This is a genomic window from Aneurinibacillus tyrosinisolvens (genome assembly GCF_001015055.1).
Taxonomy (GTDB): Bacteria; Bacillota; Bacilli; order Aneurinibacillales; family Aneurinibacillaceae; genus Aneurinibacillus_A; species Aneurinibacillus_A tyrosinisolvens.
This window is the reverse complement of sequence record NZ_BBWZ01000009.1, coordinates 1-22,656: the sequence shown is the minus strand read 5'-3', so window position 1 is coordinate 22,656 and position 22,656 is coordinate 1. Positions and strand designations below refer to the sequence as shown.

19 protein-coding genes are annotated in these 22,656 nt (G+C 44.5%); 2 read left to right on the top strand and 17 right to left on the bottom strand.

All coding sequences use genetic code 11. The features are described from left to right. Positions 1–30 precede the first annotated feature (30 nt). From MBEAL2_RS10460 to MBEAL2_RS33570, 11 genes are all read right to left on the bottom strand, one after another. Entirely contained in the window at positions 31–1,068 is a 1,038-nt protein-coding gene (locus MBEAL2_RS10460) for a zinc-dependent alcohol dehydrogenase family protein (protein WP_052947654.1), read from the bottom strand. Between the two features lie 62 nt (positions 1,069–1,130). Further along, complete coding sequence (locus tag MBEAL2_RS10455; RefSeq protein ID WP_047152259.1) at positions 1,131–2,102, bottom strand: sugar phosphate isomerase/epimerase family protein; 972 nt, start codon at positions 2,100–2,102, stop codon at positions 1,131–1,133. Beyond that, entirely contained in the window at positions 2,099–3,277 is a 1,179-nt protein-coding gene (locus tag MBEAL2_RS10450; RefSeq protein ID WP_047152258.1) for a Gfo/Idh/MocA family protein, read from the bottom strand. Before MBEAL2_RS10450 ends, MBEAL2_RS10455 begins: the two co-directional genes overlap by 4 nt. A 33-nt stretch (positions 3,278–3,310) precedes the next feature. Next, positions 3,311–4,309 (bottom strand): ABC transporter permease, encoded by a 999-nt coding sequence (locus tag MBEAL2_RS10445; RefSeq protein WP_082129887.1) that lies wholly within the window; start codon positions 4,307–4,309, stop codon positions 3,311–3,313. Next, positions 4,290–5,777, bottom strand: a complete 1,488-nt coding sequence (locus MBEAL2_RS10440) for a sugar ABC transporter ATP-binding protein (protein ID WP_047152389.1) — start codon at positions 5,775–5,777, stop codon at positions 4,290–4,292. Before MBEAL2_RS10440 ends, MBEAL2_RS10445 begins: the two co-directional genes overlap by 20 nt. A gap of 95 nt (positions 5,778–5,872) precedes the next feature. Further along, positions 5,873–7,054 (bottom strand): substrate-binding domain-containing protein, encoded by a 1,182-nt coding sequence (locus tag MBEAL2_RS10435; RefSeq protein ID WP_047152256.1) that lies wholly within the window; start codon positions 7,052–7,054, stop codon positions 5,873–5,875. A gap of 255 nt (positions 7,055–7,309) precedes the next feature. Next, positions 7,310–8,311, bottom strand: coding sequence for a LacI family DNA-binding transcriptional regulator (locus tag MBEAL2_RS10430; protein WP_047152255.1), 1,002 nt, complete (start codon positions 8,309–8,311; stop codon positions 7,310–7,312). A 364-nt stretch (positions 8,312–8,675) separates the two neighbouring features. Next, a complete protein-coding gene (locus MBEAL2_RS10425; protein ID WP_047152254.1) occupies positions 8,676–9,866 on the bottom strand; it encodes a levoglucosan dehydrogenase in 1,191 nt (396 codons plus the stop codon). Positions 9,867–9,910: 44 nt separating this feature from the next. After that, positions 9,911–11,098: a substrate-binding domain-containing protein gene (locus MBEAL2_RS10420; protein ID WP_082129886.1), complete on the bottom strand. Its 1,188-nt coding sequence runs from the start codon at positions 11,096–11,098 to the stop codon at positions 9,911–9,913. Positions 11,099–11,153: 55 nt separating this feature from the next. Beyond that, positions 11,154–11,591 (bottom strand): sugar phosphate isomerase/epimerase family protein, encoded by a 438-nt coding sequence (locus MBEAL2_RS33575; RefSeq protein ID WP_269082462.1) that lies wholly within the window; start codon positions 11,589–11,591, stop codon positions 11,154–11,156. After that, complete coding sequence (locus MBEAL2_RS33570) at positions 11,567–11,968, bottom strand: sugar phosphate isomerase/epimerase family protein (RefSeq protein ID WP_269082461.1); 402 nt, start codon at positions 11,966–11,968, stop codon at positions 11,567–11,569. The genes MBEAL2_RS33575 and MBEAL2_RS33570 overlap by 25 nt, the downstream gene beginning before the upstream one ends. A gap of 491 nt (positions 11,969–12,459) precedes the next feature. Between MBEAL2_RS33570 and MBEAL2_RS10410 the strand changes: the two genes are divergently transcribed. Both MBEAL2_RS10410 and MBEAL2_RS10405 read left to right on the top strand, forming a co-directional pair. Beyond that, positions 12,460–13,401 carry an SGNH/GDSL hydrolase family protein gene (locus tag MBEAL2_RS10410; RefSeq protein ID WP_047152253.1) on the top strand — a complete coding sequence of 314 codons (942 nt, stop codon included), beginning with the start codon at positions 12,460–12,462 and terminating at the stop codon, positions 13,399–13,401. 27 nt (positions 13,402–13,428) lie between these two features. Continuing rightward, entirely contained in the window at positions 13,429–14,040 is a 612-nt protein-coding gene (locus tag MBEAL2_RS10405; RefSeq protein ID WP_047152252.1) for a YpmS family protein, read from the top strand. 58 nt (positions 14,041–14,098) lie between these two features. On the opposite strand, the gene hutI is transcribed toward MBEAL2_RS10405, so the two are convergent. The 6 genes from hutI to MBEAL2_RS10375 form a co-directional block, all read right to left on the bottom strand. Next, positions 14,099–15,433, bottom strand: coding sequence for an imidazolonepropionase (gene hutI / locus MBEAL2_RS10400; RefSeq protein WP_047152251.1), 1,335 nt, complete (start codon positions 15,431–15,433; stop codon positions 14,099–14,101). 71 nt (positions 15,434–15,504) lie between these two features. Then, entirely contained in the window at positions 15,505–17,169 is a 1,665-nt protein-coding gene (hutU, locus tag MBEAL2_RS10395; protein ID WP_047152250.1) for a urocanate hydratase, read from the bottom strand. Between the two features lie 26 nt (positions 17,170–17,195). Next, positions 17,196–18,167, bottom strand: a complete 972-nt coding sequence (locus MBEAL2_RS10390) for an agmatinase family protein (protein WP_047152249.1) — start codon at positions 18,165–18,167, stop codon at positions 17,196–17,198. A gap of 107 nt (positions 18,168–18,274) precedes the next feature. Then, a complete protein-coding gene (locus tag MBEAL2_RS10385) occupies positions 18,275–19,474 on the bottom strand; it encodes a helix-turn-helix domain-containing protein (RefSeq protein WP_047152248.1) in 1,200 nt (399 codons plus the stop codon). Between the two features lie 120 nt (positions 19,475–19,594). Beyond that, positions 19,595–21,154: a histidine ammonia-lyase gene (hutH, locus tag MBEAL2_RS10380; RefSeq protein ID WP_047152247.1), complete on the bottom strand. Its 1,560-nt coding sequence runs from the start codon at positions 21,152–21,154 to the stop codon at positions 19,595–19,597. Between the two features lie 29 nt (positions 21,155–21,183). After that, on the bottom strand, positions 21,184–22,551 hold the full coding sequence (locus MBEAL2_RS10375; RefSeq protein ID WP_047152246.1) for an MFS transporter: 1,368 nt from the start codon (positions 22,549–22,551) through the stop codon (positions 21,184–21,186). Between the last annotated feature and the right edge of the window lie 105 nt (positions 22,552–22,656).

Here is a 22,656-nt window from a genome sequence, read left to right as displayed (position 1 = left end):
CCCTTTTTTAGATAATGAAGAATAGAACGATTATTCCCAAACAAATACAGCTTTTTCAGTCTTTCTCTCGTCGAATAACCGGAATGCTGTCGCAGCCTCTTCCAGCTTAAATCTATGTGTTACTAATTTTTCAACAGGTAAACCTTTTTGTACGATAAAGTTTGCAATTTCCTCGAATTCCTGGATTGGGAAATACCATGAACCTATCACAGATATTTGCTTGCGGATTAACTGTTCACTTGGTCTAATCGTTGACTCCTTGCACTCTCCGATAAACGCCACACGTCCATGAGGTCTAACGCAATCTAATGCATTATTTTCAGCATGCGTACTTCCGGAGCAATCAATTGCAGCATCAGCTCCGCGGCCATTTGTTATGCGTGAAATCTCTTCTAACACATTGGCATGCTGTCCGTTGATTGTATAATCTGCCCCTAACTCTTTTGCAACATTTAACCGCTCATCAAGCATATCAACGGCGATAACTGTTGCACCCAATCCTTTTGCAATCATTACACCTGCGCCGCCCATTGGACCTAAGCCAAAAATAACAAGTGTATCTCTTCCGGAAATACCTAATCTTTTTTGCGCATGGTACAGTGTCCCAACAGCATCAGTAGAAACTGCTGCCGTTACAAAGCTCATTTCATCTGGAAGTCTCATGCAGTTTTCAGCCGGAACAACGATGTAGTCAGCATCACCGCCATGGGAGTCAAAGCCAATACATTTAAATTCCTTGCAGAACATTTTGTATCCGCTTTTACAATGTGGACATTCTCCGCAGCCAATGGCTAAATACACCGCAACCCGGTCTCCCGGTTTAAAAGTGGAGACACCCTCTCCTACTTCGAAAATTTCTCCTGCAGGCTCATGGCCTGGGATAATAGCACCCGTTTTTGCTGCTTCCCCGCCAACAACAGGATTGCCGTAATATAAACTCATATCACTGCGGCAGATCGCTGATGCTTGCATTTTAATTAATACTTCTCCCCGGCCAGGTGCTGGAATTTCAAATTCCCGTACCTCTACCTTTTTATCTCCAGGAAAAACAACCGCTTGCATTGTCATACTAAAACCTCCATATCTATCAAGTAATCTGTAGATGCGATTACATCACCGCACGTCTGAAACTAAGCCCACCACATTTCAGATAGTTGCTCTTTAAACAAGATTCCTTTAAGTAAAGATATCGCTTTTCCTAAGCCCTCATCAATCGAAGCGAGCATATCCTCATGCTCAATGGAAAGAACGTAATCATATCCGACAGCACGAAGAGCGCTGACCATATCCTTCCACATTTTTTCGTCATGGCCATATCCGACGGATCTAAACGTCCATGAACGGTCCAAAACCTTACTGTAATGTTTCGTGTCTAATACACCATTTACATTAATATTTGCTTGATCTAAATACGTATCTTTTGCATGAAAATGAAAGATAGCATTTTCTCTGCCTAACTTTTTAATAGCTTCTACCGGATTAATCCCTTGCCAAACAAGGTGGCTTGGATCAAAATTCGCTCCAATACTCGCTCCTGCATGTTCTCTTAATTTCAATAACGTTTCTGGATTATATACAACAAAACCGGGATGCATTTCAAAGGCAATTTGATTGATTCCGTGTGACTCTGCGAATTTCGCCTCTTCTTTCCAATAAGGAATTACAGCTTCCTTCCATTGCCAATCAAGAACCTCCAAATATTCTGGAGGCCAGGAACAAGTCACCCAGTTTGGGTATTTTGCATTCGGATGATCACCGGGACAGCCGGAAAATCCATTGATAACCGGTATCTCTAAACGTTCTGCTAACAGGACGGTTTTTCTCCAAACTTCATGAGCTTCTTTCGCAGCCTTCTTATCCGGATGAAGCGGATTCCCGTGGCAGCTTAGGCCACTGACGATCAATCCTCTGCTTTCAATCGCACGTTGAAAAGATTTCACCTTCTCCGGGCTCTCTAATAACTCATCCGGATGACAATGATTGTTTCCCGGATAATTGCCTGTTCCCAATTCAACGGCCTCTACACCCATCTCGCATAACTTATCGAGCATCGTCTCAAAGGGCAGGTTTTGATAAAGAACGGTAAACACACCCAGTTTCACGAAAGCACCTCCTGCTGCACTTCGACTTTGACCCATTTTTGCTGTTGATGGCTTTCTAAAATTGCATCGGTAATGCACATGGATACATGTCCATCTTCAAATGTCGCAAAATTCGTTTTATCACTTTGAGGATCTTTGCCTTCCCGAATAAAGGTATAGAAATGCAGCATCATATTTTTTAGAGCGTCCGGCCAGCCTTCATTATGTCCCCCAGGGTGATGGATAGATGATTGTGCTTCCGGTGTAAATAAGGAAGGGTCCGCCAGCAGGATTTCATTTGGTTTATCTCGATGCCCGATCCATAACTTCTCCGGTTCCTCCTGGTTCCAGTAAGCTGAGTTTTTACTGCCATCAATTTCAAAGCTAAGCCTGTTTTTCCGTCCGGCACTTACTTGAGAAACAGTGAAGACGCCCCTCGTGCCATCGTTAAAGCGTAAAAGAACCGACGCATAATCTTCCGTTTTTATCGGAACATCTTCATAAATCTCTTCCTGTGCTTTTTCTGTTCCAAAGGTTGATGCATTGTATTTTGGTTTTTTTCTTACAGGGATAACGGTTGCCATATCAGCGAATACTTCCACAATTCTTTTGCCGGTTACATACTGGACCGTATCGCACCAGTGTGACCCGATATCCGCTACCGCCCGGGTTTTTCCACCCAATTCAGGATCTAAGCGCCAGTTAAAGTCTGTATCGAATAATAACCAATCCTGCAAATAACTTCCGTGTACTGCATTTACTTTTCCTAATTCCTCATTTTTTATCATCGTTGCTAACTGCTGCACAATGGGAAACTGCCGATAGTTAAAGTTAACACCATGCACTGCCTTATGTTTTTTTGCTAACGCCAATAGCTCCGCTGATTCTTTACTATTCATCGCTAAAGGCTTTTCCGACAAAACATGCTTGCCTGATAAAATAATCTCCTTATTCATCGTAAAGTGAAGATGGTTCGGGGCGCAATTATGCACAACTTGAATCTCGCTATCCCGCAGCATTTCACGGTAATCGCTATAGGCTTTAGCAATTCCAAGCTCAGTGGCTTTTTTTTCAGCAGCCTCTTTGCTGCTCCCTGCTACTCCAACCACTTCAACAAACCCGAGCCGTCTGATTGCTTCAATATGAGTGGGCCCTATAAAACCTGTCCCTATGATGCCGACTTTTATTTTTTCCATTGATTCCCCTCCTTCTCAGCACTCCATATTCTTCTATTTATTTATTGCTTTCTTCCCGAACGCTACAGCTAGAATGATGATGATACCTTTGATAATCATTTGTTGGCTGACATCAAGACCCATGATAATTAATCCGTTATTAATCGTTCCTATCATTAAAGAACCAATTACGGTTCCAATTACGGTCCCTACGCCACCAAACAAACTTGTTCCACCAAGAATAACAGCGGCAATAACCGAAAGTTCATCGCCCTCACCAAAGGTAAACCTTCCTGCATGCATCCGGCCTGCATAAAGCAGCCCTGCAAAACCTGCCATGAAACCCGTTCCCAGGAAAACCAACAATTTTATCCTTTGGGTCTTCACCCCAGAAAACCTTGCCGCACTCTCATTTCCGCCTGTTGCTAATGTTTGTCTTCCGAATGATGTTTTGCGCAACAGAACATGAGCAATTACCGTTGCAACTAATGTCCAAACTAATAAGATAGGAATCGGACCAATATCACCCGAACCAAATAAGAAGTTAAACGTTGGGTCAACAATAGGTACGGGAGCCGTATCCGTTATCCACATAGCTAAACCCTTTACTGCCCCCATCGTTCCAAGGGTAACAAGGAAGGAGGGGATCGCAACTTTCGTTACAAGCAATCCATTTATCAACCCAATTAAAAGCCCAGTTCCCACACCAACAATAAGCCCGCCTACCAGGCCAGCACCTGACTGCAGGGCCAGGGCTGCTGTTAAGGAAGATAGGGCAGTAATCGATCCTACAGAAAGATCAATCTCACCCGTACTAATAACAAATGTCATGGCTAAACCCATAATAGAAATCATCGCGGTTTGTCTAACAATGTTCAGTAAATTATCCGTTGATACGAACCCTTCATCGTATAAACTAACAGAAAAATAGATGATGACACCGATGAAAGCCAGGTAGACAATGTAATTTCGCCAATCAAACCCTTTAATCCGTTTTACACTCTGATTTTTAACAACAACTTGACTATTCGTATTAATACCCTTGGATTGCATGTTCAAGTTCCTCCTCTGAATTAATCTCCCTTCTCTTCAATTCCTTAACAATTCGTCCTTCATGCATGATAATGACTCTGTCACTTAATGCAAGAAGTTCAGGAAGTTCTGAAGAAATAACCAGGATGGCTTTCCCGCTATCAGCCAATTCGCGAACAACGTCAATAATTTCTGTTTTAGCACCGATATCCACGCCGATGGTAGGTTCATCTAAAATCAAAACAGCAGGATCATTAGCTAACCATTTTGCTAAAACGATTTTTTGTTGATTCCCTCCGGACAGCAGCTTTGTTGTTTTGAATATGTCATCGGTCTTAATATTAAGCTTTTGGACAAGCTCATTCGCCATTTTGTCTGCTTTGTTTTCATCGAGGAACAATCCTTTTTTAACCTTTGACAGAATAGGTAAAATGATATTTTCTTTTACGCTATGGTCGAGTACCAATCCCTGCATTCTTCGATCTTCTGGAATTAGGGCAAGACCGGCTTTAACAGCATCCGTTGCATTCTGGATGTTTCGTTTTTTACCGTCTACAATAATGTCACCGCTATCTTTTGGATCAATTCCAAAAATCGAACGGACCATCTCCGATCTTCCGCTTCCCATGAGTCCTGCAACACCAACGATTTCACCTGGGAAAAGTTTAAGATCAATATTTTGCACTCTTGTTCCAGATGATAAATTTTTCACCTCCAGCACCGGAGGTACATCTGTTGAATAGGATCTTTCTTTCCATTCAAAAGCTTTATTCAAATCGGAGCCCACAATATGCTGGATTACCGTCTCTAGATTAGTATCTTTACAGTTCTCTGTCGTTACGTATTTTCCATCCCTTAAAATCGTAACCCGATCACATATTTGAAAGATTTCATCCATTCGATGCGAGATATATATAATCGAATAACCTTTTGCTTTAAGTTGATTAATAAAGAAAAAAAGCACTTCTGTTTCTTTATTTGTTAGTGAAGATGTAGGTTCATCCATAATGAGTATTTTTGTTTCTTGCGATAAGGCTTTTGCGATTTCTGTCATTTGCCAGTATCCTACTCCAAGATGTTCAACAATATCATCCGGATGAATATCAACGCCTAATTCACTTAATAATTGTTCTGTTTTGGCCGTACACTCTTTATCATTGAGAAGTCCTAAAGACGTTTTTGATTCTCTTGTTAGAAAAATGTTTTGTGCAACTGTTAATGTAGGAATTAAACTGAATTCCTGGAAAATCATAGAGATATAATTTTTTCTAGCATCATCGGGATTTTTAATTGAAACTTCTTTTCCTTCAATAAAAATTTCTCCCTCGTCTGCTGTATACACACCGGTTAATATTTTCATTAGAGTAGATTTACCGGCACCGTTTCCTCCCATAAGAGCATGTACCTCGCCCTTATTTACGGAGAAATTTACTGAATCAAGAACCGTGATGCCGTTAAATGATTTTGAAATATTTTTCATTAAAAGCATAGGCTGTTCCAAACCAAATCACCTTCTTTTTAATAGAGGCTGCTGCAATAGGAGCAGCCTCTATATGATTTCTTTTAAAAATTATTTAGGAATGACTATTTTACAGCGTTTTTAATGATATCTGGAGCATCCGTACGGTAAACGAGTTTCCATGAATCTAATATATTTTCTTTTGTTACCTGTAAGGCCGGAGTCGTAACATACGGCGGCGCCTCCTTGCCAAGCAACGCGTAGCCGGCCAAAATCGCCTCTGCTATTCCCTGGTCAAACGGCAGCTGCGCGCCAAGTCCTTTTACTACGCCGCCCGAAGCAACCTCTAAGCCAACATTTGTACCTAAGTCAGTCGTAGTGATGACAAGCTTGTCTTTTCCTGCAGTACGCGCAGCTGATACAGCACCCTCTCCAGGTACATCCCAAACGGCAAATATGCCATTTAAATTAGGGTTTCTTGTCAGCATAGCTGAAGCTACTTTTTCCCCATCATTAGGGCTAACAATCCCGCCGCGTGCCACGATTTTAATGTCCGGATATTTTTTCTTCATCGTTTCTTCAAAAGCAGTTGTCCGCTGTTTCGTTACAAAGAAGTCCGAATCGTGGAATATGACACCAACATCGCCTTTTCCCCCAAGCTGCTTAGCCATAACCTCTGCTGCTTCTACACCGTTTCCGTAGTTGTCACCTGATACGATGCTTATATAATCCTTTCCGGGCTTCAACCCTTTCGCCACACCATCCATGAAGACTAATTTAACTCCTGCTTTGGCTGCTTTCATGTATGCATCAGCGGTGGAAACAGGGTCAACTGGAACACTTACAATTACATCTGGTTTCTTAGCTAATACGGTTTCAATATCTGAAACTTCTTTTTCTGCCTTAAATTGTGCATCCGTGACGGCAATTACCTTAATCCCCATTCTATTAAAGCTGGCTTTTAGGGCGTCAATTTGTGCTGTCATATAGTCAGTTCCTGTATAGTGCATAACAATAGCCGCTGTATAGTTGCCTTTTTTAATCTTTGCGATATCTTCTTCAGTGAGCTTTAACATTTTTGCTGAAGCAGCCGGCTCACCATATGGACCTTTGTCCAAGATTTGTTTATCAGCAATATTAGGGTTAATTGTTAATGGCCCCGAACTGGGAATTTCCACTGCAGTTTTAGCTTTATTTTGTTCACCGCCATTGCCGGATGAAGCCGAAGAACTTTGATTGCCGCAGCCAGCAAGCGCTAAGCTGCCGCTTAGAAGCATTGCCATGAATAATGAAGATTTTTTTTTCATAAAGACCTCCTATTTTTCCACTCGTAACTAAATTTTATCTATCCGTTTTAAATCCTGATAAAAATAAGTTGTACATGCATATGAATTTATCGACGCTGGAAGCCCATCACCTCCTTAAATTGAAATATTCAAGTTATCGAAAGCGGTTACATTAAAGGTAACTGTAATCGATTACATTATGCTTTATAAAGAAGAGCCGCCTCCTCTTTTTTCCGAAAGCCAGGTTATCGTATCTCAATCAGGGTTTTCCATCCCTTATGAAATGCATTTAGAGCATGAATCCCGTATAATAAGCTGATCCTCCAGCATATACTGCTCCCTCTGTATTTCTTCCCTGTTAATTAGTCTTATAAGTAACCTTGTTGCTTCGCTGCCTATTTCAAAAGCTGGCTGTGAGATCGTTGTTAGTGCCGGTTCGAAAATGGATGAAAATTTTATATCATCAAATCCCACAACAGAAATATCATGAGGAACACGTAATCCCTTTGATTTTATAGCTTTGATGGCTCCAAATGCCATCTCATCATTAGCTGCAAACACTGCCGTTGGGAGATCATTAAGAGCTAAAAATTTCATCATCATATTAAAGCCGCTTTCGTAAGAAAAATCACCTTCTTGCACCAAAAACGATTCTACTGTGAGATTATACCGGGTCATTGCCTGATAAAACCCCTTTAACCGATCTTTCCCTAAGACAACGTTCATAGGACCTGATATAAACCCGATTCTTTTATGCCCCAGCTTAATCAAATACTCTGTAGCCTTTCGAGCACTGCTAACATTATCAATTGAAACAGTTGGGATTTTCGAACCGTCTATATATTCACACGCAAGAACTACTGGATATTCCTGGGCCATTTCCTCCACTATACTCGAATCCATTCTTGCCGTTAATAAAATCATGCCATCCGCCTTTTTTTGCCGGAGGATGTTTAAATACCCGTTTTCGCGTTCAACATCATTGCCGGCATCCCCAAGCAGAACCTGATATCCCTTTGCAACTGCTATAGACTCTATTCCCCGCAGCACCTTAGAAAAAAAGGGATTTGTAATATCTGGTACAACGACCAGAATTGTTTTTGTTTCTGATCTTCTCAGCTGACGGGCTAATGCGTTAGGCTGATAGTTTAATTTTTCGATTGCTTCTAACACTTTTTGGGTCGTTTCTTTCTTTACGGTTTCGGGTTTACTCAACACTCTGGATACTGTAGCAGTAGAAACATTTGCTTTTTTCGCCACATCTACAATTCTCACCATTTTACGACTCTCTTTTCCTTTGATTTCTCTTATGAATACAGTGTAATCGATTACATTTTGAATTACAAGTATTTTAAAGAGAATTCCTAATTGTTCTACGGACTCTCTTTAGGTGGAGACGTCCAAGGCAAGTGATTCATCCCTCATTTCTAGTTATGATGCAAACAGCATAAAGTACAAAAACTACGAACCTATTTAACTTTTATGCCATAAAAGTTCTCTATATATAATTGTAATCGTTTACATTGTGAATTGCAATATTTAAAACGAACACAAGCGAGCACAAGAGTCTGCAGTAGATTCTTGTGCTCGCTTGTTTATTATTTCATTAGTCAACACTACAGTACTTTCGGGCGCTTACTAATTAGTTTTCCGCACCGACAAGTTGTTCTCCCTGAATTTTTATCCAGCTGTTTTTCTCAGCTGATTCAAGGATGGCATCGGAAATGACGGCAATGCGGTATCCATCTTGGAAGTTCGGTGAAACCTGTGTATCTTCCACGATGGATTTAAAGAAGTCATACGTTTCGATAATTTTGGTTTCTCCATAGCCAATGCCCAGTGCCGGGATGGGCCACAAGCCCTCTCCATACGGATGGGCCGGTCCGGTATAAACCGTTCTAAATCCGCGGCTGTCCCCCGGGTCATCAGCAAAGCAGACCTGAAGCTCATCCCGGCGTTCATAGTTAAAGTATAAAGAACCTTTGTCCCCATGAATTTCAAACGTTAAGAAGTTATTGCGTCCCCAGGCGTTTCGAGTCGCTTCAATGCTGCCTACAGCCCCATTATCAAACTTGATCAAGGTCGAGAACTCATCGTCCACATCCACCGTGCCCTTCGGTACGTCCGCGTCTGCCTTAACCGTCCCCAGCTTATCCACCCCGCCGCTCTGGATGGGTCTCTCCCCTATCCATGTTTTCGCAACGGCCATGACGTCTGATATTTCACTCACCAGGTATCTAGCAAAATCGATTACATGGGTCCCAATATCACCGAGCGCACCGGAACCCGCGATTTTTTTCTGGAACCGCCAGGATAATGGCGAATTTGGATCCGCCGACCAATCCTGCAAGTACGTACCACGGAAGTTTAAGATGTTCCCGATTCTTCCTTCTTCAATGTACTTTTTGGCAAGGGCAACCGCGGGGGTTCTTCTATAATTAAAGGCCACCATGTGCTTGACTCCTGCTTCCTTTACCGCATCCAGCATCGTCTTTGCTTCCGCCGCATTGCGGGCAAGGGGCTTTTCGGAGATAATATGCTTTCCCGCTCTGGCTGCCGCAATAGCAATTTCAGCATGGGAATCATTAGGCGTCACGATATCGATAATATCGATACTCGGGTCTTCCACTACTTGTCTCCAGTCCGATGAATAGTTTTCAAACCCCAGACGCTCTGCTGCCTCCTTAGCCAACTCATCCGTAACATCTACGACTGTTTTACGGTAAGGGATGGCAGGAGCCGGCCAGAAGAACATAGGCATCCCTGCATAAGCAAGTGAATGTGCTTTCCCCATAAATCCTCCGCCAATCATACCGATGTTCATTTTCTTCATACTTAATCTCTCCTCGTATATAATATTTTTTTAAAAATGCCTCATTACTTGACAGCATTTTTGATGGTGTCCGGAGCATCCTGGTTGTATACAAGTTTCCATGAATCAAGGATGTTCTCTTTTGTTACACTCAATGCGGGAACGGCAACATATGGAGGTGCCTCTTTTCCAAGCAGAGCATACCCTGCAAGAATGGCTTCCGACACTCCCTGGTCATATGGCAGCTGCGCCCCTAAGCCCTTAATGATGCCGCCCTGGGCAATTTCTAACCCTACGTTCAGCCCTAGATCAATTGTTGTAATAACCATCTTATCACGGCCTGCTGCACGTACCGCTGCCAGAGCTCCCTCTGCGGGTACATCCCAAACAACAAAGATTCCATTTAAATCAGAATGCTGCGTTAACATGGCCGAGGCCACTTTTTCCCCATCATTCGGTCCGGTAATACCGCCGCGGGCAACAATCTGGATGTTAGGGTATTTCTCCTTAATCGTCTTTTCGAAAGCATCGGTTCTTTGTTTTGTGACAAAGAAGTCTGCATCATGGAAAATAACTCCGACTTTGCCTTTGCCGCCAAGCTTATCCGCCATGATTTTCGCAGCTTCTACACCATTTCCGTAGTTATCCGCCGATACAACACTTACGTAATCCTTGCCGTGTTTTAATTCTTTTGGTGTATTATCCATAAATACTAATTTGATCCCTGCTTCAGCGGCTTTTTTATAAGCACTGGCTGTAGAAACGGGGTCAACAGGGATGCTTACAATTACATCCGGTTTCTTCGCCATTACCGTTTCAATATCAGAAACTTGTTTTTCGGATTTGAATTGCGCGTCGGTTACAGCAACAACCTGAATCCCCATTCTTTCAAAGCTGGACTTTAAACCATTAATCTGGGCGGTTGACCAGTCATTTCCTGCATAATGCATTACAATAGCCGCTTTATATTTCTTTTCTTTTATTTTCTTTATATCTTCCTCCGAAAGCTTTAATGCCTTGGCAGAAATAGCTGCCTCCCCATTTGGTCCTTTGCTCAGTATTTGATTATCAGGTAAGGACTGGTTTATCATCATAGGTCCGGTTTGCTTGGCCTGGCTGTTCGTTTGAGCACTGCCTGCCTCTGTACTCTTCGCAGAACTAACCTCAGCCTTTTGGCTTTGCCCACATCCGCTCAGCAATCCAACAATGCAAGCCGTACTCAAAAGCGCGAGAAATGTTTTTTTGATTTTCATGATTACAACCCCCTTTTTTGTATGCCGAAAAGTTAAAGTGAAAACTCCATTGTAATTAAATTAAACCGAAATGATCTTTTAAGTAGTTTTTGCTAATTTGCGCACCTTTTTTTGGATTATGGTAGCTGTCTAACTCTATAGTAATCCAGCCTTCGTAGCCTGCTCCTTTTAATATCTCAATCATTTCGTGATAATTTTGCTTTCCTTCTCCAAGTGGCAGGAATTCACCCTCCTTGTAATCCTTCAAATGTACATACTTAATACGGTCAGCATATTTCTTAATAACTTGAATAGCATCTCCGCCGCCCGCTTCTATATGTGCTGTATCAGGGCAAAGATTTATCTCGGTTAAAGATAGTAGCTTGTCTAATTGGTCAGGTGCTTCGACTATCGTTCCCAGGTGTGGATGGTAGCTTGGAATTAATCCGTATTTTTCAGCAATCTTACTTACTGTTTCAAGTCCTTCTGCTAATAGCCCATAGTCTGATTCCATAATTCCTTTCGCCCGAATCGCCCCCCTCCTATTACAAGATGCTGTGCCCCAAGCTCACTTGATAATTGGGCCACACTTTCAATTTTGAATAACTCATCTTCCAGAATATCCGGATAAATAAAATTGGCGCCTGTGTAAACAGCAACAAATTCTAAAGAATGCGCTTTCAAAATTTGTTTAAATTCACTTTTCTTGTTTGCGTATTGCGCTAGATTCCCGTCAAAAATTTCAACCCCGGCATATCCTACTTCAGCAATGTCTGACAAAGCTTGTTCAGTGGAACCATTTGCCAAGTAATACAAGTCTTTAACAGACGTTACGCCAGCCGGATGACCTACCACTCCACCCCACGTGTTTGTTTGATATCCTAGTTTCATCGAAATCCTCCTGAGATTTTAATTTCTATACCAGAGAAAATATTTTTATTTCCTCAATATAAACCTCACCCTTTAATGTAATCCATTACATTTTCCTTCTTGTTACTCTCTTATTTTCTTTTACTCCCTCTGCTGATTTATAAAGTATTTAAAATAAAATGACTATCGTTGTATCCTATTACATGTAATCGATTTCAAATTATTATATTTTTTCACTGGTAATTTTGAGCCATTTACTTTTTGTATAAAATTGCACCCAACGATATTTAAAAAGCTGATGCCAGACTATTAATGTAATCCATTACATTTTGTATAATAAGAATATAATACTTATTTCTGATAATTTCAATAGCATTTTCAAATAAACAATTGTTAATTAACATGTTCTTAGCGAACCACTTACCTTTTGTTTCCTAAACGCAATAACCGGGTATTAGATGCTAGGTTAGGTGCTTTTATCTTTAAACAAATTACAGGTGGAGATGTTTACAATGAAAAGAGCATTCATTGGAATAGTCCTAACCGCCACAGCCTTAACGGGTATTACCCTATGGTCTGCCTACTTGAATCAGGCTTCTCCCTCCTCCGTTTCACCAGCCCCTCGCATGTCGATAAGCAAACAAAACATGAATAAACAGAGCCAACCTGCCTCTAACCGGAAGGAAGCACCAGGAAGCAGCCAGCAACCTAAAGCGGCTCCGGCAAACGACCCTATTGCGGCCAAAATCAACGCTGCATCTGCTGAGGTTATCGAAGGCGCGGAGGAGTTACAATTGAAAAAAGATTTAAAAATTGCAGCTGTCGGCGATTCCCTGACCGAGGGTGTAGGTGACACAACAGGAAAAGGCGGTTACGTTGGTATCATAAAAAACACATTGGAAAAAAATAAAAATCATATACATGTTGAAGTTGATAATTTCGGGAAAAGAGGGAGCCGTACGGACCAATTACTGCAAAGGCTGGGGCAACAGGAAGTGGCTTCCTCTATTAAGGGTGCAGATGTTATTCTTATTACGATTGGTGCGAATGACGTTATGAAAGTTGTCCGCTCGAACTTCTCCCACCTGACTTACAAGGAATTCGTCAGCGAACAAGCCCATTACCGAATGAGGCTGGAACAAATAGTGCGCAGCCTGAAAGCGAAAAACCCCAGCGCCAACATTTACTTAATTGGGATTTACAATCCGTTTGATACGTATTTTGCTGATATTAAGGAAATGGACCAGATCATTGCCGATTGGAACCATATTGGCGGCAGCGTTGTCAGCAGCTATCCTCACGCTACGTTTATCCCTGTCGCTGATCTTTTTCACAACGCGAAGGAAAGTTTGTTGTATGAAGACAATTTTCACCCGAATAAGAGAGGGTATCAACTTATGGCGGAACGGGTCCTTCAGTACATCAAGCCGGGGATTCAAAGCCGCAGCTCATAAACGACAAAATAAAACAGGAGAAGGTATATGTTTGAAAAGCACAGTGGAAAAAACAGATGGAAAACATTGTTTTGGGGTTTAATGGCGATTAACGCTGTCTTGCTCCTGGCGGGGATGCTGCTGTTCTTCCTTCCCCCTTCCCACAGTAACGAGTTTCCTGAAGGACATTATGCTAAACAAGGGGAGTCAGAGTTCACAATCTCCTCCACCAGGGAAAATTTAACGCAGTTAGCGAATGGCTATCTGGCTGATTTACCGAAAAACCAAACACTGGACTATTCTATTTTCCTGGGAAACGATGTGCAATTAAGAGGTACGCTTGTCGCTTTTGACAGGAAAATCCCACTCACAATGACATTTAACCCGTTTGTCCAGAAAAACGGGGACCTTATTCTGCAGCAGAAATCGATTGCGCTCGGCAGGCTGCATCTGCCAAACATGGCTGTGCTCTCCTATATAAAAAATCATTACCCTATGCCCGAATGGGTGACCGTTCACCCGAGCGACGAAAGCATTTACCTTGCCGTTACGAAATTGAAAACGAAAAGCGGTTTCAGGGTAAGAGTAGAGAAGCTTAGCCTGGAACAAAATGAGCTTGTTTTTAAAATTGCCGTCCCGAATCGAACGCTCGGCTTTTAAAAAGAAGCCCGAGAACCCAATCTCTAACTCTCGGGCTTTTGTGTGTTTCCTGTTCTCTTTATCGAACCGCCTTCGCATGTGCAGCGCCAGCCGCTGAACTATCAAACGCCTGACTACATAAGCATCCCGCTGAGACGACAACTTCTCCCTTTTTCACTACCGTGTTCACATGGTTAATTCCAAAATGGTAAGGAAGGTAAGCAAGGTTATACGCATTAAAAACCACAATGTCCGCCTGCTTCCCCACCTCAAGGCTGCCTACTGCATCCGCCCTTCCAATTGCATAGGCAGCATTAATGGTCATCGCTGTTAGCACCTCTTCCGGAGTCAACCCCAGATTCAGGCATCCCAGTGTCATGACGATTTGCATGGATTCGGTTGGTGAGCTCCCGGGATTGTAATCCGTTGACAAAGCGACAGGGACGCCCACCTCTATCATCGTCCGGGCCCGGGCATGGTTTTTCGCCCGTAAATTAAATGAAGTCGCCGGAAGACAGACGGCAACCGTTCCCGCCCGCTGCATTGCCGCAAACCCTTCGTTGCTTGCCGCAAGCAAATGCTCGGCGGAAATGCATTCCAGTTCGCCCGCAAGCTCAGCTCCGCCCATCGGCTCAATTTCATCGGCGTGAATTTTAATGCCAAAGCCCAGCTCTTTGGCAGCGGATAAAATTCTGCGAGACTGCTCGATCGTAAATACTCCGTGCTCACAGAACACGTCACAGAACTCCGCTAAGCCGCGGCGTTTCACCTCGGGAAGCATCTCGTGAATGATAACATCCACATATTCCTCTTCGCGGCCTTTGTATTCAACGGGCATGGCATGCGCTCCCATGAAAGTCGAAACTACATCCACCGGGTGGGATTCGTTCAATTTTTGTGCCACCTGCAGCTGCTTTAATTCATCTGCCAGCGTTAACCCATACCCGCTCTTGGCTTCTACCGTAGTCGCCCCGTAGAGCAGCATCGTATCCAGGCTGCCTTTTGCTTTGAGGAATAACTCTTCCTCTGTTGCCTGGCGTGTGGCCTGCACCGTACTTAAAATCCCACCACCCTGGGCGAGAATGTCAAGGTAGGATACGCCTTTTAATTTTAAACTAAGCTCGTTCTCGCGCGAACCGCCGTGAACGAGGTGGGTGTGCGGATCGACAAGGCCTGGAGTAACGAGACGGCCTTCTGCATCTAATTCATGTGTGATCGCCATTCCTGCAAGTTGAGCCCGCACTTCTTCCTCCGGCCCCACCGCAAAAATCTTTCCATCCTGAACAGCTATCGCTCCATTCTTCAGATCACCTACACCGGACATGCTGCTGCCTGTTCTTGGCTTATCCCCCTCCTGCATGGTTATAAGGAGGCCGATGTTATGAATCAGAAGGTCAATTTTGTTGTTTTCCATTTGTTACCCTCCATGAAGACCAAATGCCCGAAGCTTTCCTCGGGCAAGTGGGCTATATAAGATTTTTTATTCTAGATGCCGAGCATTGGTACGCGAACCCCGCGTTCCTTTGCCGTTTGAATCGCAAGGTCATAGCCGGCATCCGCATGGCGAATGACACCCATACCCGGATCGGTATTCAAGACACGGGATAACCTTTCATCGGCTTCCTGTGAACCGTCTGCTACGACAACCATCCCTGCATGGAGAGAGTACCCCATCCCAACACCGCCGCCGTGGTGAACGGATACCCAGCTTGCACCGGAAGCTGTATTGACAAGCGCATTCAGGATCGCCCAGTCACCGACCGCATCGCTTCCATCCTTCATTGCTTCGGTTTCACGGTTTGGCGACGCAACGGAGCCGCAATCCAGGTGATCCCGGCCGATAACGATCGGAGCGGAGATCTCGCCTTTGCGTACCATTTCATTAATAGCGAGGCCCATTTTCACGCGTTCACCGTAACCGAGCCAGCAAATCCGGGAAGGGAGCCCCTGGAAGGCGACTTTTTCTCTGGCCAGTGTAATCCAGCGGCGCAGATTTTCATTTTCAGGGAAGAGCTTTAACACTAATTCATCGGTTTTATAAATGTCTTCTGGATCCCCGGAAAGTGCGGCCCAGCGGAACGGCCCTTTACCTTCGCAGAAAAGCGGGCGGATGTAAGCGGGAACAAAACCCGGGAAGTTAAAGGCATCCTTTACCCCTTCATCGAAGGCGACCTGGCGAATGTTATTGCCGTAGTCGAACACAATGGAGCCCGATTTTTGCAGGTCGAGCATCGCCTGCACATGATCGGCCATCGACTTTTTCGAGAGCTTTACGTATTCTGCCGAGTCATTCTCGCGCAGCTTCGCAGCTTCTTCCAGCGAATACCCGGCCGGAACATAACCATTCAGCGGGTCATGTGCCGAAGTCTGGTCCGTTACAAAGTCCGGTACAATTCCGCGCTTTACGAATTCAGAAAAAATTTCAGCCGCATTGCCAACCAATCCGATGGAAAGCGGCTTTCCTTTTTCCTGCGCTTCCCGCGCCAGCGTTAGGGCTTCATCCAAATCGTAGACGAGTGCGTCGCAGTAGCGGGTATCAATCCGGCGCTGGATACGCGTCGGATCGACGTCGACACCGATAACAACCCCTTCATTCATCGTAACCGCCAGGGGCTGCGCTCCGCCCATTCCGCCAAGCCCCGCTGTTAACGTCAACGTTCCCTTGAGCGTTCCGCCGGCATGCTGGCGGGCAGCTTCTGCGAACGTTTCGTACGTTCCCTGTAAAATCCCCTGAGTTCCAATGTAGATCCAGCTTCCTGCCGTCATTTGCCCGTACATCATTAAGCCTTTCTTGTCCAGCTCGTGGAACGTCTCCCAGTTCGCAAAAGCCGGAACGAGGACAGAGTTGGAAATCAGCACCCGGGGAGCATGGGAATGGGTTCTGAAAATCCCAACCGGTTTGCCCGATTGCACAAGCAGCGTTTCATCAGCTTCAAGATCCTTTAAGCATTCGACGATTTTATCGAAGGATTCCCAGTTGCGGGCAGCCTTCCCGATCCCACCATAAACGACAAGGTCTTCCGGGCGTTCGGCGACTTCCGGGTCGAGATTGTTCATCAGCATGCGAAGCACAGCTTCCTGCTGCCATCCCTTCGTATTTAGCGTGGTGCCGCGCGGGGCACGAATGGTACGTCCTGTTGCTTTTGCCATCTTCATTCTCTCCCTTTTAACTAGTTTTACTGAACGCATTTCATATACCCGGCGAGAAAATTCAATATCACATATAGCGTGGTTCTGACGGTAGCTCTGCGCGGATCCTGCATTGGATCAACGCAAACGACATCAAACCCTTTTACTTTTGGATTCTGGCCCAGCATGAACACCGCATCAAGCAACTGCCAGGAGGTCATTCCCGCCGGCACCATGGCGGGTACACCCGGCGCATATGCCTGATCAAGGACATCCATATCGATCGTTACATAAATCGCGTCGGTTCCTTTTCCCGCTATTTCCATCGCCTTTTCTACGAGAGGTTCGATTCCTTCCTGTGCAACCTGCCGGGCGGTAAATTGAGTAATTCCCTTTGATACAGCATATTCCCGGTACGGCTTAGAATTCGCAAAGCTGTGAATGCCAATTTGAGCGATATGGGAGCCGTCTACCGTCCCGGATTCGATCAATCCCCGGATGGGCGTTCCATTGGATGGCCCGCCATCCTCTAAATTTCTTACATCCATGTGGGAGTCGATCTGTACAATCCCGACCTTGCCTGCAAACTTTTTCTTAAACGCTTTGACCGAAGGACATGTAATCGAATGGTCGCCGCCTGCAATAATCGGAAATAAATCAGGCAACGCTTGATATACATTCGTTAATCCCTGTTCAATATTGGCGTGGCAGCACTGCAAGTCGGTCACATGCATCTGGATATCTCCCATGTCTCGCGCCCGCAGCTCCTGTAAATCAAGATCGTAGTCGATGCTATACGTCGTTGCAGCCGCGAACAATTCGCGCAGCGCATTCGGTGTCATGGAAGCGCCTGAAACGCTTATCGATGTTTTCGATAAAGGAACCCCGATAAAACCGATATCAATGGGTTCTTCTCGATCCCAGGGAGTTAACCACTGGGCAACCTTCGTTTCGAAACGGTCTCGCCAGTTGGACCGGCGGATGATTTCTGGGGGATTGAGCAGTTCAATGTTTTTCAATTCTCTCCTCTCCTCGCTGTTAGAAAAGTTATTATTTTTCGCCTTTATGTTATATTTTTATTTTATTCGAAAATCTTTTATATTTATCTAGCGGAACTTGTGGGATATTAGCACAATCTTGCTAAGCGGTGTTCCTTCGGACTGTGCTGCATGTATTTTTTAAACATACGGCTGAAGTAATTCGCATCCTGGAACCCGACCTCACTGGCGATCTGCTGGATCGTTAAATCCGTTGTTTCCAGGTAGTAAAGCGCTTTCTCGATTCTGACTTTGTTTAAGAAATCAACGACCGTGCTCCCCACTTCCTTCTTAAACAAATGGCTCAAGTGATACTTACTCAAGCAACAATATTGTGCTATCTCGTCCAATGACAGTCTTTCCTGCAGGTTCTCTTTAATATACCGAATGGCCTGCCGGACGACCGGAGAAACGCCTGCCATTTGGGTAAACGCTGCCTGTTCCGTTAATTGGCGTACGTAGTCACATACTTTTTGAATAAACTTATCGTATCGAATCGTCTGATATAAATCCTGGATAAAATGAGCGTTTTCCGACAGAATCGTTTCCGCACTGAAGCCTGATTCTAAAACAAGCCGGGAAACCATCATGACCAGGTCCACGACTTCAGACTTAAACATGTCAACCTTATATTGATTAGCCTGCACCAGGTCTTCCAATATAACCTGCAGCATCACAATGGTCCCTTCTACGTCGGCGATGCGGACCCTTGCCAGCAATTCAATTCGTTCTTTTTCAATTTTCTCTTTAAGGAAAAGGTAGTTTTGCCCGGTCCTTGCAGCACTTTTCTTCTTTTCAAATTGAAAAATCATCCGGTTGCCCTGGAAGAAGCGATCAACCATCGATTTCCTCGCTTCCTCATAGGAATGTTGCAGCATGTAAGGATCATCATAATACGTTCCAATTCCGATCGATACAGCGATATGCATCGCATCTGCCGCTCTTTGGATATCTCGCGCAATCCGGGCAGCCTTTTCATCCGCGCTGTAAGGTTCAGGTGAGAGTTCCAGGAGCAATGCCAGCACGCCTTCCTCAATCCACGCAGTTAGGAAAGGGGCTGTGACCGCATTGTGTATGGCCGCTATCAGCTTCTGGCCCATTTCTATTTTCCAATGTAAATGCTTTTCCTTTGCTAAATCCGGATACCGGTCAACGGAAACAACCATAACAAGATGGGGATGCACCGTAATTCCATATTGCTGCTGCATTTCGGAAAAAGAGGCTTCATGAACAAGCGTCCCTGAAAGCAATAGGTGGGAAAACGCAGTGTAGGCAGGATTTCGCTCCATTCTTTCCCTCTCCTCTACATGTATTATTATTTATTGTTTCGTAAAATACAGATTTTTTCAATAAGTAAGAAAAAAACCCTTCAATTTTTTGAAGAGTTTTCCTTTTATTTACCGGAATGGCTAGCATTTTATTTCACCAATATGGCGTTCAACAGCCTCTAAGATTTGACCGCCGTGAACTTGCTCGTGAACATAGACAATGTCCGGGTAAAAATACCGGTCCTCGTCTACAGCCGGCACCTGGCTGCGAATCAGTTTGTATACTTCCTCGGTGACAGGCGACGGCTTTAACGGCTGATGAAAATCGAGCGCCTGAACAGCAGCCATTAATTCAATGGCCAGAATGTATTCCAGCTTCTGCGAGATTTGGTACGCTTTCCTTGAAGCAAAATAAGCGAAGCTTACCTGGTCTTCCTGGTTGGCACATGTAGGAATGCTGTCAACGGTTGCGGGGTGGGAAAGCACTTTAATTTCATTGAGGAGCCCTGCTGCCGTGTATTGAGGAATCATATACCCGCTATTTAGTCCCGGATTCGCCACCAGGAAGCTTGGAAGCTCGCTCACATGGTGGTTAACCAGCCGATCGGTTCTTCGCTCGGACATTTTTGCCAGATTGGCCATCGCAATACTCATGGCATCCGCGTAAATCCCTACGTACGTACCGTCGAAGTTCCCGCCCATTAAAGCGGAGCCGTCTTCATCCTCCGGGTAGATAATCGGATTGTCGCCGCTGGAACCTATTTCATTCATAATAACAGCGGCTGCGTCCTTCAGTGTCTTTTTGCATGCTCCATGGAGCTGGGGAATGCATCGTAAGCTAAGCGCGTCCTGGAGCCTGTAATCTTTGTATGTCTCCGCGATTTCACTACCTGCGAGAATCCGCAGGATGTTCTCTGCTGTCTTCGATTGCTCCTCATGTTTCTTTACAGAATGATAGCGTAAATCAAGCGCTTTTATTGTTCCTTTTAGAGCTTCCAGCGACATTGCTCCTGCAATGTCCGCTGTTTTTACCGCTTGTGTTGCATTGTACAGCGCCAAAATCGCCATGGCGGTTACCGATGTTGTGCCGCTGATAAGTGCGAGTCCTTCTTTACAGCCCAATGAAAGAGGTTCTACACCGATTCGCTCCAGCGCTTTCTTCCCTGAGAGCAGCTCTCCCTCATACCAGGCCTTTCCCTCACCGATGAGGACAAGAGCCATATGCGCTTCCGGCGTGAGGTAGCCTACCGAACCGTCGCCGGGTGCATACGGTGTAACCCCCTGATTGAGCAGGTGTGAAACATGCTGCAGAACTTCCAGCCTAATCCCTGAATATCCGTGTCCGAGACTGATTAGAATCATAAGCTGAACCGCCCGGACAATCTCTTCTTCCAGGGGCTCTCCTACCGAAACGGCATGAGAGCGAATAATATTGCGCTGTAAAGTTTCGGCGTCTTCAGGCGATATCACTTTCGTTACATTGTCTCCAAACCCGGTCGTTACGCCGTATATTAACCGGTTCTCTTCCAGAAACATCTCGATGAGTCCTCTTGATTTGTTTACTCTGTCACAGTACGATTGCGAGAATGAAACTTTCGCCCTGTATCTGGCAACGGCAATAAATTCATCAATAGAAATGAGAGCGTCTCCAAGTATAACTTCTTTAATGCTCCTTGGATGGCGTTTACTGTCTACAAGCATTTTTTATAAGGACTCCTTTTTCATTTAAATTAATTACTGGCTTGATGTGCCTCAGCACCTGCCTTGTGCAGTAAGTCTTCTGCTTCATGCAGTGGATTGCTTGCTTCATTTAGGCCTAAATCCTTTGTCTCCGGTGCCCAGGCAATCGAGATGAACACCCCAACGATCAGGACAACGGTCATTGCAATCATAGAGGTACTTAGTCCGTAGGAATCAAGAGTGATAGGGAGCAGGAATGTTCCAACAGCGGAACCAACACGGCTAATCGCTGTAACCAGGCCTACCCCCGATGCACGAACTTCGGTCGGAAAGAGTTCAGCTGGATATACAAGCGTAAGGTTAGACGCGGCCGACATTACAAAAGTAAACACCGCAAAGCAAATTAACAGAAAAGCCTGGTAGCTATTGCTTAAAATACCGAGCGGCAGCAGCGTAATGGCAAGAACAGCAAAAGTATAAATTGTAAAGCCTCTGCGGGAAAATTTCTCCATAAACCAGAGGCCGGCAATTCCGCCGATGAGCAGAAAGATGTTTAACAGCATATCTACCAGGAAGGTTTCCTCGAAGCCCATGCTGCTTAAAATCGTTGGAAGGAACGTATAGATAGCAAAATAAGGGATTACGTTACAGACATAAAATAAGCTGCCAAATACGGTGCGCTTTCGTAATTTTTTGCTGAATAAATCACGGAAGCCATGTGCTGTTTGAGCATGCGCGGTTTCTTCAATGACTGCATTTGGGCCCACATATTTCTTTACAATCTCACGCGCTTCTTCCGCACGTCCTACACTCATAAGCCATCTTGGTGACTCAGGTGTCCCAAGCCGCAGCAGCACAATGAAAGCAGGTATAGCCGCACTCGCAAGCATCCAGCGCCACGAATCAGGGCCCAGTTTTTCTAAATAAAATCCAACCAGGTTTGATGCTACATATCCGACTGTCCATACGACGCATAAGGAAGCGAGTAAAAACCCGCGGTGCTTTTTCGGAACGAATTCGGCAAGTAATGTTGAGCCGACTGCGTAGTCTCCTCCGAGGCCAATGCCTATTAATACCCGCAGAATGAACAGTGTTACCGGATCGCTGACAAAGAATTGCAGAAGGGAAGCGAGTCCGACAATCAGGAAGTTCGTAAGGAAGATTTTTTGTCTGCCGATACGGTCAGATAGCCATCCAAGCACCAGGCTTCCGACAAACAGCCCAATTAAAGCGGAACTTCCAATCAGTCCGTTCCACATTGGACTAAGCTTCATTTCAGCGTTAAGCAGAGCAAGTGCCATTCCAATAATCCCCAAAGCATACCCATCAGAGAAATTAGCGCCAAACGTAAGGGCAGTAATTCTTAAATGGAACTTATTAAGCGGCGCATCATCCATCATAAAGGTTTGTTCTTTCATCTGCAGCTTCCTCCTTTTTCATTATAAAAAAAACGCTTACAAAAATATATTTAAATATTTAAACTTGGTTTACTATTACGTAGATTATAATAAGTTTTAAAAGGC

Bases quoted from the DNA above. Each gene is read 5' to 3' on its own strand.
- MBEAL2_RS10425 (WP_047152254.1), bottom strand. From the start codon at position 9,866: ATGAAGAAAATGAACATCGGTATGATTGGCGGAGGATTTATGGGGAAA.
- MBEAL2_RS10430 (WP_047152255.1), bottom strand. From the start codon at position 8,311: ATGGTGAGAATTGTAGATGTGGCGAAAAAAGCAAATGTTTCTACTGCT.
- MBEAL2_RS10405 (WP_047152252.1), top strand. From the start codon at position 13,429: ATGTTTGAAAAGCACAGTGGAAAAAACAGATGGAAAACATTGTTTTGG.
- MBEAL2_RS33570 (WP_269082461.1), bottom strand. From the start codon at position 11,968: ATGAAACTAGGATATCAAACAAACACGTGGGGTGGAGTGGTAGGTCAT.
- MBEAL2_RS10460 (WP_052947654.1), bottom strand. From the start codon at position 1,068: ATGACAATGCAAGCGGTTGTTTTTCCTGGAGATAAAAAGGTAGAGGTA.
- MBEAL2_RS10410 (WP_047152253.1), top strand. From the start codon at position 12,460: ATGAAAAGAGCATTCATTGGAATAGTCCTAACCGCCACAGCCTTAACG.
- hutU (WP_047152250.1), bottom strand. From the start codon at position 17,169: ATGGCAAAAGCAACAGGACGTACCATTCGTGCCCCGCGCGGCACCACG.
- MBEAL2_RS10420 (WP_082129886.1), bottom strand. From the start codon at position 11,098: ATGAAAATCAAAAAAACATTTCTCGCGCTTTTGAGTACGGCTTGCATT.
- MBEAL2_RS33575 (WP_269082462.1), bottom strand. From the start codon at position 11,591: ATGGAATCAGACTATGGGCTATTAGCAGAAGGACTTGAAACAGTAAGT.
- MBEAL2_RS10445 (WP_082129887.1), bottom strand. From the start codon at position 4,309: ATGCAATCCAAGGGTATTAATACGAATAGTCAAGTTGTTGTTAAAAAT.
- hutI (WP_047152251.1), bottom strand. From the start codon at position 15,433: ATGGAAAACAACAAAATTGACCTTCTGATTCATAACATCGGCCTCCTT.
- MBEAL2_RS10440 (WP_047152389.1), bottom strand. From the start codon at position 5,777: ATGCTTTTAATGAAAAATATTTCAAAATCATTTAACGGCATCACGGTT.
- MBEAL2_RS10385 (WP_047152248.1), bottom strand. From the start codon at position 19,474: ATGGAGCGAAATCCTGCCTACACTGCGTTTTCCCACCTATTGCTTTCA.
- MBEAL2_RS10435 (WP_047152256.1), bottom strand. From the start codon at position 7,054: ATGAAAAAAAAATCTTCATTATTCATGGCAATGCTTCTAAGCGGCAGC.
- hutH (WP_047152247.1), bottom strand. From the start codon at position 21,154: ATGCTTGTAGACAGTAAACGCCATCCAAGGAGCATTAAAGAAGTTATA.
- MBEAL2_RS10375 (WP_047152246.1), bottom strand. From the start codon at position 22,551: ATGAAAGAACAAACCTTTATGATGGATGATGCGCCGCTTAATAAGTTC.
- MBEAL2_RS10450 (WP_047152258.1), bottom strand. From the start codon at position 3,277: ATGGAAAAAATAAAAGTCGGCATCATAGGGACAGGTTTTATAGGGCCC.